The sequence below is a fragment of the Cellulomonas cellasea genome (assembly GCF_006538745.1).
In the GTDB taxonomy this organism is placed as follows: domain Bacteria; phylum Actinomycetota; class Actinomycetes; order Actinomycetales; family Cellulomonadaceae; genus Cellulomonas_A; species Cellulomonas_A cellasea.
In genome coordinates this window covers 21,022-35,644 of the sequence record NZ_BJLR01000013.1, presented here as the reverse complement: position 1 = coordinate 35,644, position 14,623 = coordinate 21,022, and the positions used below count along the sequence as shown (strand labels likewise).

The following is a 14,623-nucleotide window of genomic DNA, read 5'->3' as shown; positions in this document are numbered from 1 at the left end:
CGGTGATGGACGCCCTGCTCACCGGCCTCGGCCTGGCCCTCCAGCCGGAGAACCTCGTCTACGCGGTCGTCGGCGTGCTGCTCGGGACGGCGGTCGGGGTGCTGCCCGGCATCGGGCCGGCGATGACCGTCGCGCTCCTGCTGCCCGTGACCTACAACGTCTCCCCGAGCGCGGCGCTCATCATGTTCGCCGGCATCTACTACGGCGGCATGTACGGCGGCTCGACGACGTCGATCCTGCTCAACACCCCGGGGGAGTCGTCGTCGGTCATCACCGCGCTCGAGGGCAACAAGATGGCCAAGACGGGGCGCGCGGCGCAGGCGCTCGCGACGGCGGCGATCGGGTCGTTCGTCGCGGGCACGATCAGCACGGTGCTGCTCGTCGCGCTCGCGCCGACGGTCGCCGAGTGGGTCGTCGTGCTCGGGGCGCCGTCGTACTTCGCGATGATGCTGCTCGCACTCGTGGCGGTGACGTCGGTGCTGGGGAGCTCGAAGCTGCGGGGGTTCATCGCGCTCGCGCTGGGCCTCGCGATCGGGCTGGTCGGGACGACGACGGGCCAGGCCCGGCTGACGTTCGGCAACCCGCTGCTCGCCGACGGCATCGACATCGTCGTCGTCGCGGTCGCGATCTTCGCCGTCGGTGAGGCCCTGTGGGTCGCCGCGCACCTGCGTCGCCGGCCGCTCGAGGTCATCCCCGTCGGGCGCCCGTGGATGGACCGCGAGGACTGGGGCCGGTCGTGGAAGCCGTGGCTGCGCGGGACGGCGTACGGGTTCCCGTTCGGGGCGCTGCCTGCGGGCGGCGCCGAGATGCCGACGTTCCTCTCGTACATCACCGAGCGGCGGCTCGCCGGCAAGCACCGCGCGGAGTTCGGCAAGGGCGCGATCGAGGGCGTCGCCGGGCCCGAGGCGGCGAACAACGCGTCGGCCGCGGGCACGCTCGTCCCGCTCCTCGCGATCGGCCTGCCGACGACGGCGACCGCCGCCGTCATCCTCGCGGCGATGCAGGGCTACGGCCTCCAGCCCGGCCCGCAGCTCTTCGAGGCCGAGCCCGAGCTCGTGTGGACCCTGCTCGCGAGCCTGTTCGTCGCCAACACGCTGCTGCTCGTGATCAACCTGCCGATGGCGCCGCTGTGGGCCAAGCTCCTGCGCCTGCCGCGGCCGTACCTGTACGCGGGCATCCTGTTCTTCGCGGTGCTCGGCGCGTACAGCGTGAACTTCCAGTGGTTCGACGTCGCGCTGCTCGGGCTGTTCGGGGTGCTCGGGTTCGCGATGCGGCGCTTCGGCCTGCCGGTGCTGCCGCTCATCGTCGGCGTGATCCTCGGGCCCCGGCTCGAGGAGCAGCTCGGGCAGGCGCTGCAGCTCTCGCGCGGCGACGTCTCGGCGCTGTGGAGCGAACCGGTCGCGGTGATCGTCTACGCGGTGATCGTGGCGCTCCTGCTCGGGCCGCTCGTGCTGCGGCTGATCCCCGGCCGGCAGGGGCCCGAGCGGCTGGAGGACGAGGTCGAGTCGCTCGAGGAAGAGGTGAGGTCATGACCGTCGTCGTGGGCTGGACGGCCGACGCCCGGGGGCGCGCGGCGCTCGAACGCGGCGCGCACGAGGCGCGGGCGCACGGCGAGCCGCTGCTCGTCGTCAACGCCACGACCGGGACGTCGACCGTCGACGACCGGTTCGCGGGGGAGCAGGACGTCGCCGACGTGCAGACGCTCCTCGACTCGCTCGGCATCGAGGCGGAGGTGCGCCAACCGGTCGTGCGTGACGTGACCGACGCGCTGCTGGACATCGCCGAGGAGGTCGACGCGTCGGTGCTCGTCATCGGCATCCGGCACCGCTCGCCCGTCGGGAAGCTGCTCATGGGGTCGACCGCGCAGAAGATCCTGCTCGACGCGCGGTGCGCGGTGCTCGCGGTGAAGGCGGCGGACGGGTCGCGCTGACGCCCGCGGGGTGCCCAGCGGCGCGGCTCGGTGGCGGCTCGGTGGCGGCTCGGCGTGCCGGCGTGCGCGCGCACGGAACCGCTCAGCCCACCGGGCGGCCCAACGCCGGAGCGGTGCCGAGGTGTCACGCTGTACGGGGGCGGAGCCGCCCCGACGAGCCCGGGGGGGTGGAGTCGTGTCACGGTTCGTGCGGCGCTGGGCGAGGGCAGCGGTGGTGGTGCTCGTGGGGGGTGCGCTCGGTGCGCAGGGGGTAGGTGCCGCGGTGGCGGCCGACGAGGTGCCGGGTGCCGCGTTCCCGGGCGCCGCTGCGGGCGAGGCGGCGAACGGGTTGCCGACGTACCGGTGCAGCCAGCTCTGGAACGCGGCCCTCGGGGTCGTCGTCGACACCACGGTCGAGGGGAACGTGGTGGTCGACGCCGAAGCTGACTGGGGCTGCGCCATGCACGAGGTCACGGTCACCGGCGACGTCACCGTCCCGGTCGGCGGCCGCCTCACGGGCGCCCCGCTCACCGTCGGTGGGGACCTCCGGGTCGCGGGCCACGCCGACGTCAGCGGGTACCGCGAGGACTCCGCCGTCGACGGCGACGTGCTCCTGGAGGGTCGCGCGGACGTGAGCCTCGACCTCGGGGCCCGCGCAGTCGGTGGTGACGTGCTCCTGGACGGCGGTGTCGGTTCCGTCTTCTGGATCCGTGCCGCGTCGGTGGGTGGCGGTGTCACCGGTCGGGTGGGCAGCGCGACCCTGCACGGCGTCGCCGTCGCGGGTGCGTACGACGTCGCCGTCGAGGGGACGACCCGGCTGCGCGGCGGCACGAGCGTCGCCGGGCCGGTCACCGTGCGGGGCGGACGGCTGCTCGTGCACGACGTGACGGTGGGCCGCGACCTCACGGTGGACGGTGCAGGCGACGTGCTGGTGTGCCGGGCGGACGTCGCCGACGACCTGCTGGTCACGCGGCTCACCGACTACGCGCGCATCGGCGTCGAGCGGGACCTCCCGTGCGCGACCCGGGTCGGCGGCTCCCTCGTGCTCGTGGACGTCCCGCACAGCGTCGACCTCGGGGACGTCGACGTCGCGCGCCACCTCGTGTGCTCGGGCGTGAGCGGTCCGCGCGGCGTCACGCGCACGCCGGCGCTGCGGGTCGGCGGGGGCGAGTACGGGTCCTGCCGGTGACCGTGGCGCCACCAGTGCCTGGCCCGGAGCGGGTGCCGCTGGCGGCGCGGCCGGTCACCGCTTCCCGGTCGGCAGCCCGTCCCCCGTGAGCCGCCCCGAACCCGCGGGCGAGGCCGGCCCGGCGCCGCGGGTGGCGAGCGGCGCCGACGGTGCCTGCGCGGCGTCCGCCGCTGGTCCCGGCTCGGGCGGCACCTCCGGCAGTCCCGCGGGCTTCGTGGGCGTGTAGAGCCACGTCGCGAAGAACGCGTCGAGCTCACGGCCGGAGAGCCGCTCGGCGAGCGCGACGAGCTCGGGGGTGCTGACCACGTCGCCGCGCTGCGTGCGGGTCCACGTCCGCAGGATCCGGAAGAACGTCTCGTCGCCGACCTCGCTGCGCAGCGCGTGCAGGGTCATCGCGCCGCGCTGGTATACCTGCGGGTAGAAGAGCTGGTCCGGGCCGGGATCCCCGATCGTGAGCTGCCAGAACGGGTCGTCCGCGGGTATCGCCGCCCGGGCGTCGAAGATCTCCTGGGCCGTCGCGTACCCCTCGCGCTCCGCCCACAGCCACTCGGCGTAGCTCGCGAAGCCCTCGTTGAGCCAGATGTCCCGCCACCGCTCGAGCCGGAGGCTGTCGCCCGCCCACTGGTGCGCGAGCTCGTGCACGACGACGCTGTCCGCGCTGATCGGGTCCGTGAAGAAGTACTGCGCGTAGATCGGCCGGGTCTGGGCCTCGAGCGCGAAGCCGAGCAGCGGGGTGTCGGGGACGATTCCGCCGGCTGCCCGGAACGGGTACCGCCCGAACAGCTCCTCGAGGAAGTCGATGACCACGGGCTGCCGGGCCAGCGCTGCGGCTGCGATCTCGCCGCGCGCGTCGGGCACGTCCTGCGCCGTGCCGACCGTCCAGTCGACCTCGTTCGGCGCGGACCCCTCCGGCGCGCCGGGCACCGTCCAGCCGTCCCACGTGTGGCCGTCGTCCTCGAACGACGTGCTCCCTTCGCCGGTCGAGACCTCGATGTCGTCGACCACGAGCCCCGAGTACGCGACGACCGGGTCGCTCACCAGGGAGATCGCCACCTCGGCGTCCCCGCCGGCGTAGGCCCCGAGGTCGACCTCCCACCGCTCGTACCCGGAGCTCGAGCCGGTCGCGGACCACCAGGCACCGGTCGTGCCGGTCGGCAGGCACGGCTCCTCCTCGCCCGCGGAGGTCTGGTAGTGCAGCAGGAACGGGTGCTGCTCGAGCCACCACGGGCACGCCCAGCGCGTCTCCTGCGTGGCATACCCGCCGGTGTCGGGCAGGGTCGTCCACTCGTCCGTCCCGACGGGGCGCGCCTCGACGACCAGGGCGTCGTAGAGCGGCTCGGTGTCGCGGTCGACCCAGAAAGACAGCGTCGCGCCCTCGGCGGGCACGCTGATCGTCCGCGAGAGCCGCTGGTAGGCGTTCGACGCGCTCCCGGAGATCGCCGCCTGCCGGCCCGTCCGCGGCCCCGCCTTCGCGAGGTCGGGGTCGATCGCGTCCCAGTACCGGATGCCGTCGGCCTCGTACGCGGTCAGGTCGAGCCGCCCGACCGCGAGCACCGCGAGGTACGACGCCATGGGGTCGCGCGCGTCCCACGTCCACGTCGTCCACCCGCCGTACGTCCGCTGCCCGCGCAGGACGCCGTTGCTCACCGCGGTCAGCCCCTCGGGCACCTCGACCGCGATGGTGAAGGCCGCGGCGTCGACGGGGTGGTCGTTCGCAGGGAACCAGGTCGCGGCGACGTGCGGCTCTCCGGTGACGACGGCGCCGTCGTCGGTGTGCAGGAACCCGCCGCCCTCCTCGAGCGGCTCGGGCACGCCGTCGTAGGTCACGACCACCCGGAACCACCGGTGGTCGCGGATGCCGCGGGCCGGGGTCACGGTGAGCTCGCCGCCGTCCCGGGCCCACGTCGCCGGTCGACCGTCGACGGTCACGGAGCGGACGTCGAGCCCGACGAGGTCGAGGTTGAACGCCGACAGGCCCTGCGTGGCCTTCGCGGTGAGGGTCGCGCGCCCGGTCAGCAGGTCGGACCCGGGGTCGTAGCGCAGGTCCAGGTCGTAGTGCCGGACGTCATACCCGCCGTTGCCGTCGAGCGGGAAGTACGGGTCACCGATCCCCGGAGCCCCCGGGGTGAATGCCGGTGGACGCGGCGGGTACGGCGACCCGGCGACCGACGCACCTCCCGTCGGCACCAGGAGCAGGACCGCCCCGACCAGAACCGCTGCTGCCCGTCGCCCCCGTCGCACCGACATCGTCGCCCCCTCGCGCGTGCCCCGATCTCAGGCAAGTGACGCTATTGCGCGCTCCACGCGGCTCACAATCGTCCGTGTCCTGCACGAGGGGGCGGACCTGGCGGGAGGATGCCGAAGGGTGGTCGGTCGACCCAACGACCGGCAGGACCGAGCTCGGCCTCGGCGTCGCTGCAGGTCCGGGTCTCGACGGGCGGCCCGGACGCTCTGAAACGTTTAGACCTTGCGCGACGGGAAAGCGTTCTCCTAGTCTGCGGAAACCGCTTCCCCGGAATCGCGGGCGGAAGGTCCGTCCGGCCTGACTGCGCCGCCCCGGGAGGCCGGCAGTCCCACATGCAACGGGACGACTCCGCACGCCGAACGACAGTCCCACACGCAGCGGGACCACAGCACACGCCGACCCGTCACGGAGCGGCGTCCATGCCGGAGACGGCCACCCGCGGACGCCCCGCGTCACACCGGGAGCACCACGGCACAGCACCACAGCAACGCCCCGAGTTCAAAGACGAAGGAGAGGCCACGATGAGAGCAGCACGAGCACGACGTCCCCTGGCAGCAGGAGCCACCCTCGCCCTGGCGGCGACGATGGGCCTGACCGCCCTGGCGACGTCGGGGGCGCAGGCCGCCGTCACGGGCACCGCCAACGGCTTCGCGGCCGGTACCACCGGCGGAGCGGGCGGGCAGACGGTCCGCGCCACGACGGGCACCGCGATCCACGCCGCTCTGTGCGCCCGCGCGAGCAAGACGACCCCCATCACGATCGAGGTCGAGGGCACGATCAACCACGGCAACACGTCGCAGGTCTCCGGCACCGGCTGCAGCACCGCGGCGGGCGTGATCGAGCTCAAGGGCATCAGCAACGTCTCGATCGTCGGCGTCGGCAGCGGCGCGACGTTCGACCAGCTCGGCATCCACATCCGTGACTCGAGCAACATCATCATCCAGAACGTCACGATCAGGAACGTCAAGAAGTCCGGCTCGCCCACGTCGAACGGCGGCGACGCGATCGGCATGGAGAGCACCGTCCGCAACGTCTGGGTCGACCACGTGACCCTCGAGGCGTCGGGCGGCGAGTCCGCCGGCTACGACGGCCTGTTCGACCTCAAGAACGACGTCGAGAACGTCACGCTCTCCTACGCGATCCTGCGGAACTCGGGCCGCGGCGGCCTCATCGGCTCGAGCGAGACCGACACGGGCAGCGGCAACATCACGTTCCACCACAACCTGTACTCGAACATCGACTCGCGCACCCCGCTGCTGCGTGGCGGCGTCGCGCACATCTACAACAACCACTACCTCAACCTGCACGAGTCGGGCATCAACTCCCGCGCCGGCGCCAAGGCCAAGGTCGAGAACAACTACTTCGAGGACTCGAAGGACGTGCTCGGCACGTTCTACACGGACCAGGCCGGCACGTGGCAGACCGCCGGCAACATCCTCGACAACGTCACGTGGTCGGCCAAGAGCAGCGACGCGAACCCGGCCGGCCCGAGCATGGCGTCGACCACCACGGTCAGCGTCCCCTACTCCTACCGCCTCGACGGGGCCAGCTGCGTCCCGGCGATCGTGAGCCAGACCGCCGGCGCCAACAAGGGCCTGCGCGTGTCGGACGGCTCGTGCACCCCGACGACGCCGTCGCCGAACCCGACGACCCCCGTCCCGACGCCGACCACCACCACCCCGGCGCCGAACCCGACCACCCCGGTCCCGACCCCGACGTCGGGCACGCCGACCGGCACGAACCTGAGCATCGGCGCCGGCGCGGACGGCTCGAGCAAGGCCGACGGCACGAGCTACGGCAACGTCATCGACGGCAGCCTGAGCACCTACTGGTCGCCCAGCGGGTCGACCGGCAAGGTCTCGGTCAAGTGGGGCTCCGCGAAGACGGTGTCGAAGATCAACATCCGCACCGCCTCGGGCAGCGGCACGATCGGCTCGTGGCGCGTCCTGAACGGTGACAGCGGCGCCGTCCTGGCCACCGGCAGCGGTGCCGGGGTCATCTCGTTCGCCTCGACGTCGCTCAAGAAGGTGACGTTCGAGATCACGTCCGCCTCGGGCACCCCGCGCATCGCGGAGTTCGAGACGTACGCGGGCTAGTCCCGCCGAGGTCCGGCTGTGGGTGGTGCCCTTCCCCCGGGGCGCCACCCACAGCCGCGCCCGGGCCCGGGTGCCGCGCCGTGGCCGGCCCGCCGGGCCGGGCTGCCGGGCCGGGCCGCCGGGCCCGGGCCGGGCTGCCGGGCCGACGGGCGCGACATAGCCTCGAGGCATGACCGGACCCCCGCTGACCACGCCGGACGGCCGCTACCTCGTGGTCCGCGGGCGCCTGTGGCGGTGCTCCGACCCCGCCCTCACGCCGGAGCGCCGCGACGAGCTGACCCGCGAGCTCATGCAGGCCCGGCGCGACAAGCAGGCGGCGATGCGGCGCGAGGACCGCGAGCAGCGCGAGGACGCACGGGCCCGGGTCGACGCCGCGAAGCGGGCCCTCGGTGAGCGCGGGCCGGTGTGGTGGTCGGACGGCGCCCCGGACCTGACCCGGCACCTCGCCCGGACCACGCCGTACGCCGACTGGTACGCGTCGCTCGCCGACGCCCCGGCGCCGGCCGACGCGTCGCCGTCCGCCTCCCGCGCATAGTCCCGAGCCCCGCACCGGGGGGCCGCCCGCGCCGCCCCGCTGCGCACGACGGCCCCGCCGCCCGCCCGCGCGGGCGGCGCGCCGCCGCTCACAGCAGTCCCGCGAGCCGGTACAGCACGAGCGAGCCCGCGACGGCGACGTTGAGGCTCGCGCCCGTGCCGACCATCGGGATCTCGACGACCTGGTCGAGGAGCCCGAGCGCCTCGGGCGGGATGCCGGTCTGCTCGTGGCCCAGCACCACGACGGTCCGGCGCCGCGCCGCGGGCAGGTCGCCGAGCCGGACCGCCTCCTCGGCGAGCTCGACCCCGACCACCGCCGACCCGGCCTCCCGCTGCGCCGCGAGCCACCGGACGCGGTTGCCGGTCCAGTGCACGCAGGCCGGGCGCCGCAGCGTGTTGCCGCGCTCGAGCGCCTCGGGGACCCACGGCAGCCGCGGCACGGCGAGGCACGCGCCGACGGCGTCGCACGTGCGCAGGAGCGTGCCGAGGTTGACCCCGTGCAGCGGCCACAGCGGGGCGACGACGAGGTGGTCCCAGCAGCCGTGGGCGGTGCGGCGGCGCTGGCGGCGCAGGTCCGTGCGGCTGCGGACCCGGACGGGGCTCACGGGCGGGACGCCGTCGCGTGCGCGTGCGCCGCTCATCGGCGGTGGGGGGTCGACCCTCCCGGACAGGTGGTGCTCGTGCGTGCTGCAGGTGTCATCCTGGTCGGCGCTTCGCGGCGCGCCGGGGCCATCACCGAAGGGGCGGACAGCATGCCACGACGGGAGCCGCGGGCGACAGGGGGAGCGCGCCCGGCACCGGCGTGGACCGGCGGCCGAACGCGGCATGGCGTGTCCCTGACCAGCGCTAGGGTGCGGGCACAGCAGTCGTCCCCGGGTCCCCGGGTGGACGAGCAGGGGCCATGCCGGTGCACCCTCCGACCGGCGGACAGGGGTGTCGACGGTGTTTCTGATCTGGGGCATGCGCGTGCTGAACGCGGTGCTGGGGACGGGGCAGTTCCACTGCCCGCGGTGCGGGGTCGACGCGGAGTACCGCCGGGTCCAGCCCCGGCAGTGGTTCACGTTCTTCTTCCTCCCGGTGGTCCCGCTGCGCCGGCTCGAGCCGCACGTCGAGTGCACGCAGTGCGGCACCGCGTTCCGCGACGCGGTGCTCGCCGAGCCGACGACGCAGCTGTTCGAGTACCAGGTCGGGCTCGCGAACCGGGCCGCCGTCGCGCACCTCGTCGCGTCGTCGGGCGCACCGGGCCCCGTGCTCCGCGAGCCGGCCGTGGCGCTGCTCGCGTCGTCGGCCGGGGTCGCGCCCACGTACGACGCGGCCGCGCTCGCGCAGGACGTGGCCGCGTTCGCCGACCCCGACGTCGCGCTCGCGTACCTCCGGCCGCTCGCGCAGACGATGACGACCGAGGGTCGCGAGGAGTTCCTGCGCCGGGTCCTGACGTTCGCCGACCGGCACGACCGGACCGCCGACCGCTCCGCGCTCCTCGCCGGGTACGCCGCCGCCCTCGGGCTCAGCGCCGCGCACGCCGCGGGGATCGCCGCCACGGTGCGCCGCGCCGACGGCTCGCACCCGGGCGGCGCCGCGTGAGCGTCCCGACGATCCCGTTCGCGCCCGGGGTCGACGCCCGGTTCACCGCGCCGCCGGGCTGGGCCGTCCCCGCCGGCTTCGACCCGCGGCGCGGGCACTTGCCCGACCCGGCCTGGCCCGCCGCCCCCGACGGGTGGGAGTTCTGGGCCGCACCGCCCGCGCCGGGCCGTGCGGCGGGGTTCGTCGCGAGCGCCGGCCCGACCCGGCTGGCCCTCGGCGGGATCCTCGCGGTCGTCGCCGTCGCCCTCGTGCTGGGCCAGGTGCGGGGTGACGACGGGGCGACGGACGGCGTGGGCTCGTGCTGGTCGGCCGGCACGACCGACGTCCGCGCCGTCGGCTGCGACGACAGCGCCGCCGCGTATCGCGTGACCAGCGTCGTCGACTCGGCCGTCTCCTGCACCGGCCCCGCCGGCTACCTCGAGGACGGATCCCGCCTCCTGTGCCTCGAGGCGATCGGCTGAGGACTGCACCACCTCGGGTCCGCCGCGGCGGCCGCACCGGACCCGAGCCGCGCGACGCCCGCGCGGCACCGAGCACGCGTCGAGCCCGACCCGAAGGAGCCCCCATGACCGCCCGCTTCACCCCGCCGCCGAGCTGGCCGCCGGTCCCCGACGGCTGGACGCCGCCCCCGGGCTGGCAGCCCGACCCGTCCTGGCCGCCCGCGCCGCCCGGCTGGAACTTCTGGTCCGACGCCGCCCCGGGTGCGCCGGCGCCGGCGGCCTCCGTCGGCGGGTCGTGGATCACGCTCGGCCACCCGTCGCAGGCCTTCATCTACGAGGCATGCACCCCGCAGGTCTCGCTCGACGGGAGCCTCGTCGCCCGGGGGTGGGGCACGCACCCGCTCCCCGTCACGCCCGTCGACGCGACGCTGCAGGTCCACGTGCCGTACCTCGGCGCGAAGGCCGGACGCGCGTCGGTGGTCCTGCCCGCCGGGCAGGGCGTCGAGCTGCGGTACGAGGCGCCGTCCGTGGTGTTCCTGCGCGGCGCCATCGCCGGTGGCGGCGAGAAGCCGCGCAGCCCCGGCTACCGCGGGGTCATGACGCTCAACTGGATCGCGATCGGCGTCGCCGCGATCGCGGTCGCGGTCGTCGTCACGATGCTGCTGACGGGCTGACCGGTTAAGACGTGTCGCCCGGCTCCCTGCGTCCCCTAGGTTGGCGCGCAGCCGGCGGCACGGGCGCTGCCGCGGTGACGTGGCGCGCCACGTGACCGGGTCGTCGACCGTCGGCCCGGAACCACGCGAAGGGGGCCCTCCGCCATGCTCGTGCAGGCCGCACCGTGACCGGGACGACGTCGGCGACGGGCCCCGCACCGGGCCGCGTGCGGACCTGGTACGCCGCGGCGGTCGCACCCCGCGTCGCGACCGCGCGCCTGCTGCCGACGGGCGGGGCCGGGCTGGTCGCCGGGCTCGTGCTGCTCAACCTCGTGCTCGGGCTGCTCCCGGTGCTGTTCGTCGTCGCGACGAGCCGCGTCGTCGGCCAGGTCCCGGTCGCCGTCGGCGGCGGGGTCGGCTCGGCGGCGTGGGACGTGCTCGTGCGGGACTTCGTGCTCGCGGCAGCGGCGTTCTGCGGCCAGCAGGTCCTCGCGCCCGCGCAGACCGCGCTCGGGGTGCGCCTCAAGCGCCGGGTCGACGGCCGGCTGCGCGACCGGATGCTCGCGAGCACCCTGCGCTCGACGGGCATCGCGCCCATGGAGGACCAGGCGACGCTCGACGCGCTGAGCGAGGCGACGCGTCAGGTGGACTCCGAGTTCCACACCCCGGGCGACGCGTGCGCGGGCCTCCTCGCGCTCGTCGCGCGGTACGTGCGCCTCGCCGGGTTCGCGGTGCTCGTCGGGCTGGTCTCGACGTGGTGGGCGGGCGCGGCGCTCGTCGTCGCGACGATGGTGTTCCGGTACGGGCAGCGCGGCGGGCTGCGGAAGTACTCGACGGCGTGGCGCGGGGTCGTCGGCGTCCGCCGCCGGGCCGAGTACCTGCGGGACGTCGCGATGGGCGCGGGCGCCGCGAAGGAGCTGCGGGTCTTCGGGCTCGCGGGCTGGTTCGCGGACCGCTACGAGGACGCGACGCGCGAGATGCTCGCCCCGGTGACCGCGCGCCGGCGCCTCATCTACCTCAAGCCGTACCTGCTGTACACGGCGGTCGGGCTCGCGATCGGGTCGGGCGTGCTCGTCGTGCTCGCGCGCGGTGCCGCGGCGGGCGACCTCACGCTGACCGGGCTCACGCTGGGGCTGCAGTCGGTCGTCGCGGCGCTGCTGCTGGGCGAGTACTACCCGGAGTCCGACGTCCCGACGCAGTACGGGATGCAGTCGATGGCGGCGCTCGAGGAGTTCGAGGAGCGCATCGGCGCCGCGCAGGACGCCGGCCGCACCGCCGGCACCGGCCCCGTCCCGCCCGCGAGCCCCACGGTGTCGCTGCGGTTCGAGGGCGTCGCGTTCCGGTACCCGGGGGCGAGCCGCACGGTGCTCGACGGCCTCGACCTCGAGCTGCCCGCGGGGCTCAGCACCGCGGTCGTCGGGATCAACGGCGCCGGCAAGACGACGCTCGTCAAGCTCCTCACGCGCCTGCACGAGCCGACGGCGGGCCGGATCACGTCCGACGGCACCGACCTCGCCGACCTCGACGTCGCCGCGTGGCGCCGGCAGGTCTCGGTGATCTTCCAGGACTTCGTGCGCTACGAGCTCTCGGCGGCGGACAACATCGCCCTCGGCGCGACGCACGTGCCGCGCGACGACGCCGCGGTGCGGGACGCGGCCCGCGACGCCGACGTGCTCGACGTGCTCGAGGCCCTGCCGCTCGGCCTGGACACCCCGCTGTCCCGCGCGTACGAGGACGGCGCCGACCTCTCGGGCGGCCAGTGGCAACGCGTCGCGATCGCCCGGTCGCTGTACGCGCTGCGCGCGGGGGCGCGCGTGCTGGTGCTCGACGAGCCGACGTCCGCGCTCGACGTGCGGGCCGAGGCGGCGTTCTTCGACCGCTTCGTCGAGCTCACGCGCGGGGTCACGTCGGTGCTCGTCTCGCACCGGTTCTCGAGCGTGCGGCGCGCCGACCGGATCGTCGTGGTCGACGCCGGCCGCGTCGTCGAGCAGGGCACGCACGCTGAGCTGCTCGCGCTCGACGGCCACTACGCGCGGCTGTTCCGGCTGCAGGCCGAACGGTTCGAGGCGGGGTTCGACGGGGACGAGCACGACCACGGTGGCGCGGACGGCCCGGTGGGCGACGCGGTAACGACGGGGGAGCGGTCATGAGCCGGAGCGTGCTGGGAGCGTTCGAGCTGCTGCGGATCGCGGACCGGATCGACCGCGGCAAGCTCGTGCTGGCGCTCGTGCTCATGCTGCTGCAGGCCCTCGCGCTGCCGCTGTCCGCGCCGGCGCTCGCGGCCCTCACCGACTCCGCGGTCGAGGGCGACGCTCGGGGCGCGGCCCTCGCGGCCGTCGCCGTCGCGGCGCTCGTCATCGCGTCGCTCACCGCGGGGCACTTCGCGCACATCTTCTACTTCGAGCTCGGCGACCTGGCCGTGATGCGCCTCGAGCGCGAGCTCATCGAGCTCGCGAACGGCTCGCCGCGCCTCGAGCACCACGAGCGACCCGACTACGCCGACAAGCTGCAGGTCCTGCGCACCGAGCTGCACCGCTCGGGCTGGGGGTCGATGCAGGCGCTGCTGTCGAGCCTCGGCCTCGCCGTCGCGATCGTGCTCACCGGGGTCCTGCTCGCGGGGCTCAACCCGTGGCTGCTCGCCCTCCCGCTCGCCGCGCTCCCGCCGCTCGTCCTGGGCCGTCGCGCCGAGGCGGTCGTCGGCCGGGCACGCGAGCGGGCGGCGCTCGACAACCGGCGCGCACGTCACCTCTTCCTGCTCGCGACCGACGCGGGGCCGGCCAAGGAGCTCCGCGTGTGCGGGCTCACCGACGAGGTACGCGCCCGGCACGCGTCCGCGTGGGAGCACGCGTCCGCGACGCTCTGGAGCGGCGAGCTGCGGGCCGGGGTGCTCCGGGTCTCCGGCCAGCTCGTGTTCGCGGTCGCGTACGTCGCGGCGACGCTGCTCGTGGTGCGCGACGCGGTCGCCGGGCGCCGGACGGTCGGTGACGTCGTCCTCGTGATCACGCTCGCGGCGCAGGTCAACGCACAGGTCACGTCCGCGGTGACGATCCTGCAGCAGCTCCAGCGCACCGCCCGGACGATGAGCGACCTCGCGTGGGTCCGTGCCGTCGTCCGGCCCGCGCGCACCGCCGTGACGGCGCCGGCGCCCGAGCGGGTCCGCGACGGCATCACGTTCGAGGGCGTCGCGTTCGCCTACCCGGGCACCGAGCGCCCGGTGCTCGCCGACGTGGACCTGACGCTGCCCGCGGGCTCGACCGTCGCGATCGTCGGGGAGAACGGCGCCGGCAAGACGACGCTCGTCAAGCTCCTGTGCCGGTTCTACGACGCGACGGAGGGCACGGTCCGCGTCGACGGCGTGGACCTCGCGACCGTCGACGCGGCGGCGTGGCGCGAGCGCGTGGCCGCCGGGTTCCAGGACTTCTCCCGCTTCGAGCTGCTCGCGCGGGAGAACGTCGGCGTCGGCGACCTCCCGGACATCGGGTCGGACGACGCGGTGCTCGCGGCCCTCCGGCGGGCGCACGCCGAGGGGGTCCTCGACCGGCTCGACGACGGGCTCGACACCCAGCTCGGGACGTCCCACACCGACGGCGCGCAGCTCTCGGGCGGGCAGTGGCAGAAGCTCGCGCTCGGCCGCGCGATGATGCGCGAGGCGCCGCTCCTGCTGGTGCTCGACGAGCCGACGTCGGCCCTCGACGCCCAGGCGGAGCACGAGCTCTTCGAGCGGTACGCGGTCCACGCGCGCCGCGTCGGCGAGCGTACCGGCGCCATCACGCTGCTCGTCTCGCACCGGTTCTCGACGGTCCGCATGGCCGACCTGATCCTCGTCGTCGCCGGGGGACGCGTCGCGGAGGCCGGGTCGCACGCCGAGCTCGTCGCCCGCGGGGGCCTGTACGCCGAGCTGTTCGAGCTCCAGGCCGCCGCGTACCGGTGACGCGTTCGCCGGGCGTGGCGCGGCCCGGTCGGGCTACGGTCG

General features: G+C 75.0%; 12 protein-coding genes. 10 read left to right on the top strand and 2 right to left on the bottom strand.

Features of this window, described 5'->3' with window-relative positions; genetic code table 11:
* The first annotated feature begins 5 nt into the window (after positions 1-5).
* From CCE01nite_RS05915 to CCE01nite_RS05905, 3 genes are all read left to right on the top strand, one after another.
* Positions 6-1,532 carry a tripartite tricarboxylate transporter permease gene (locus CCE01nite_RS05915; RefSeq protein WP_034624544.1) on the top strand — a complete coding sequence of 509 codons (1,527 nt, stop codon included), beginning with the start codon at positions 6-8 and terminating at the stop codon, positions 1,530-1,532.
* The gene (locus tag CCE01nite_RS05910; protein ID WP_034624540.1) at positions 1,529-1,930 is read left to right on the top strand and encodes a universal stress protein; all 402 of its coding nucleotides are present in this window, start codon (positions 1,529-1,531) and stop codon (positions 1,928-1,930) included. The genes CCE01nite_RS05915 and CCE01nite_RS05910 overlap by 4 nt, the downstream gene beginning before the upstream one ends.
* A gap of 262 nt (positions 1,931-2,192) precedes the next feature.
* Positions 2,193-3,098: a hypothetical protein gene (locus CCE01nite_RS05905; protein WP_141372077.1), complete on the top strand. Its 906-nt coding sequence runs from the start codon at positions 2,193-2,195 to the stop codon at positions 3,096-3,098.
* Positions 3,099-3,152: 54 nt separating this feature from the next.
* On the opposite strand, the gene CCE01nite_RS21755 is transcribed toward CCE01nite_RS05905, so the two are convergent.
* Positions 3,153-5,345: a M1 family metallopeptidase gene (locus CCE01nite_RS21755; RefSeq protein WP_211254493.1), complete on the bottom strand. Its 2,193-nt coding sequence runs from the start codon at positions 5,343-5,345 to the stop codon at positions 3,153-3,155.
* Positions 5,346-5,864: 519 nt separating this feature from the next.
* Between CCE01nite_RS21755 and CCE01nite_RS05895 the strand changes: the two genes are divergently transcribed.
* Both CCE01nite_RS05895 and CCE01nite_RS05890 read left to right on the top strand, forming a co-directional pair.
* Positions 5,865-7,439 carry a pectate lyase family protein gene (locus CCE01nite_RS05895; protein ID WP_034624533.1) on the top strand — a complete coding sequence of 525 codons (1,575 nt, stop codon included), beginning with the start codon at positions 5,865-5,867 and terminating at the stop codon, positions 7,437-7,439.
* Positions 7,440-7,608: 169 nt separating this feature from the next.
* Positions 7,609-7,974, top strand: coding sequence for a hypothetical protein (locus CCE01nite_RS05890; RefSeq protein WP_052103325.1), 366 nt, complete (start codon positions 7,609-7,611; stop codon positions 7,972-7,974).
* A gap of 88 nt (positions 7,975-8,062) precedes the next feature.
* Here CCE01nite_RS05890 and CCE01nite_RS05885 read toward each other — a convergent pair whose 3' ends face one another.
* A complete protein-coding gene (locus CCE01nite_RS05885; protein WP_052103322.1) occupies positions 8,063-8,614 on the bottom strand; it encodes a TrmH family RNA methyltransferase in 552 nt (183 codons plus the stop codon).
* A gap of 301 nt (positions 8,615-8,915) precedes the next feature.
* Here CCE01nite_RS05885 and CCE01nite_RS05880 point away from each other — a divergent pair, with 301 nt between their 5' ends.
* The 5 genes from CCE01nite_RS05880 (at position 8,916) to CCE01nite_RS05860 (ending at position 14,581) form a co-directional block, all read left to right on the top strand.
* Positions 8,916-9,557, top strand: a complete 642-nt coding sequence (locus tag CCE01nite_RS05880; RefSeq protein WP_141372076.1) for a zinc ribbon domain-containing protein — start codon at positions 8,916-8,918, stop codon at positions 9,555-9,557.
* Entirely contained in the window at positions 9,554-10,018 is a 465-nt protein-coding gene (locus CCE01nite_RS05875; protein WP_141372075.1) for an LppU/SCO3897 family protein, read from the top strand. Before CCE01nite_RS05880 ends, CCE01nite_RS05875 begins: the two co-directional genes overlap by 4 nt.
* Positions 10,019-10,122: 104 nt before the next feature.
* Positions 10,123-10,671: a hypothetical protein gene (locus CCE01nite_RS21750; protein WP_034635128.1), complete on the top strand. Its 549-nt coding sequence runs from the start codon at positions 10,123-10,125 to the stop codon at positions 10,669-10,671.
* Between the two features lie 164 nt (positions 10,672-10,835).
* Complete coding sequence (locus CCE01nite_RS05865; RefSeq protein ID WP_052104494.1) at positions 10,836-12,800, top strand: ABC transporter ATP-binding protein; 1,965 nt, start codon at positions 10,836-10,838, stop codon at positions 12,798-12,800.
* On the top strand, positions 12,797-14,581 hold the full coding sequence (locus CCE01nite_RS05860) for an ABC transporter ATP-binding protein (RefSeq protein ID WP_034635127.1): 1,785 nt from the start codon (positions 12,797-12,799) through the stop codon (positions 14,579-14,581). Before CCE01nite_RS05865 ends, CCE01nite_RS05860 begins: the two co-directional genes overlap by 4 nt.
* Positions 14,582-14,623 lie beyond the last annotated feature (42 nt).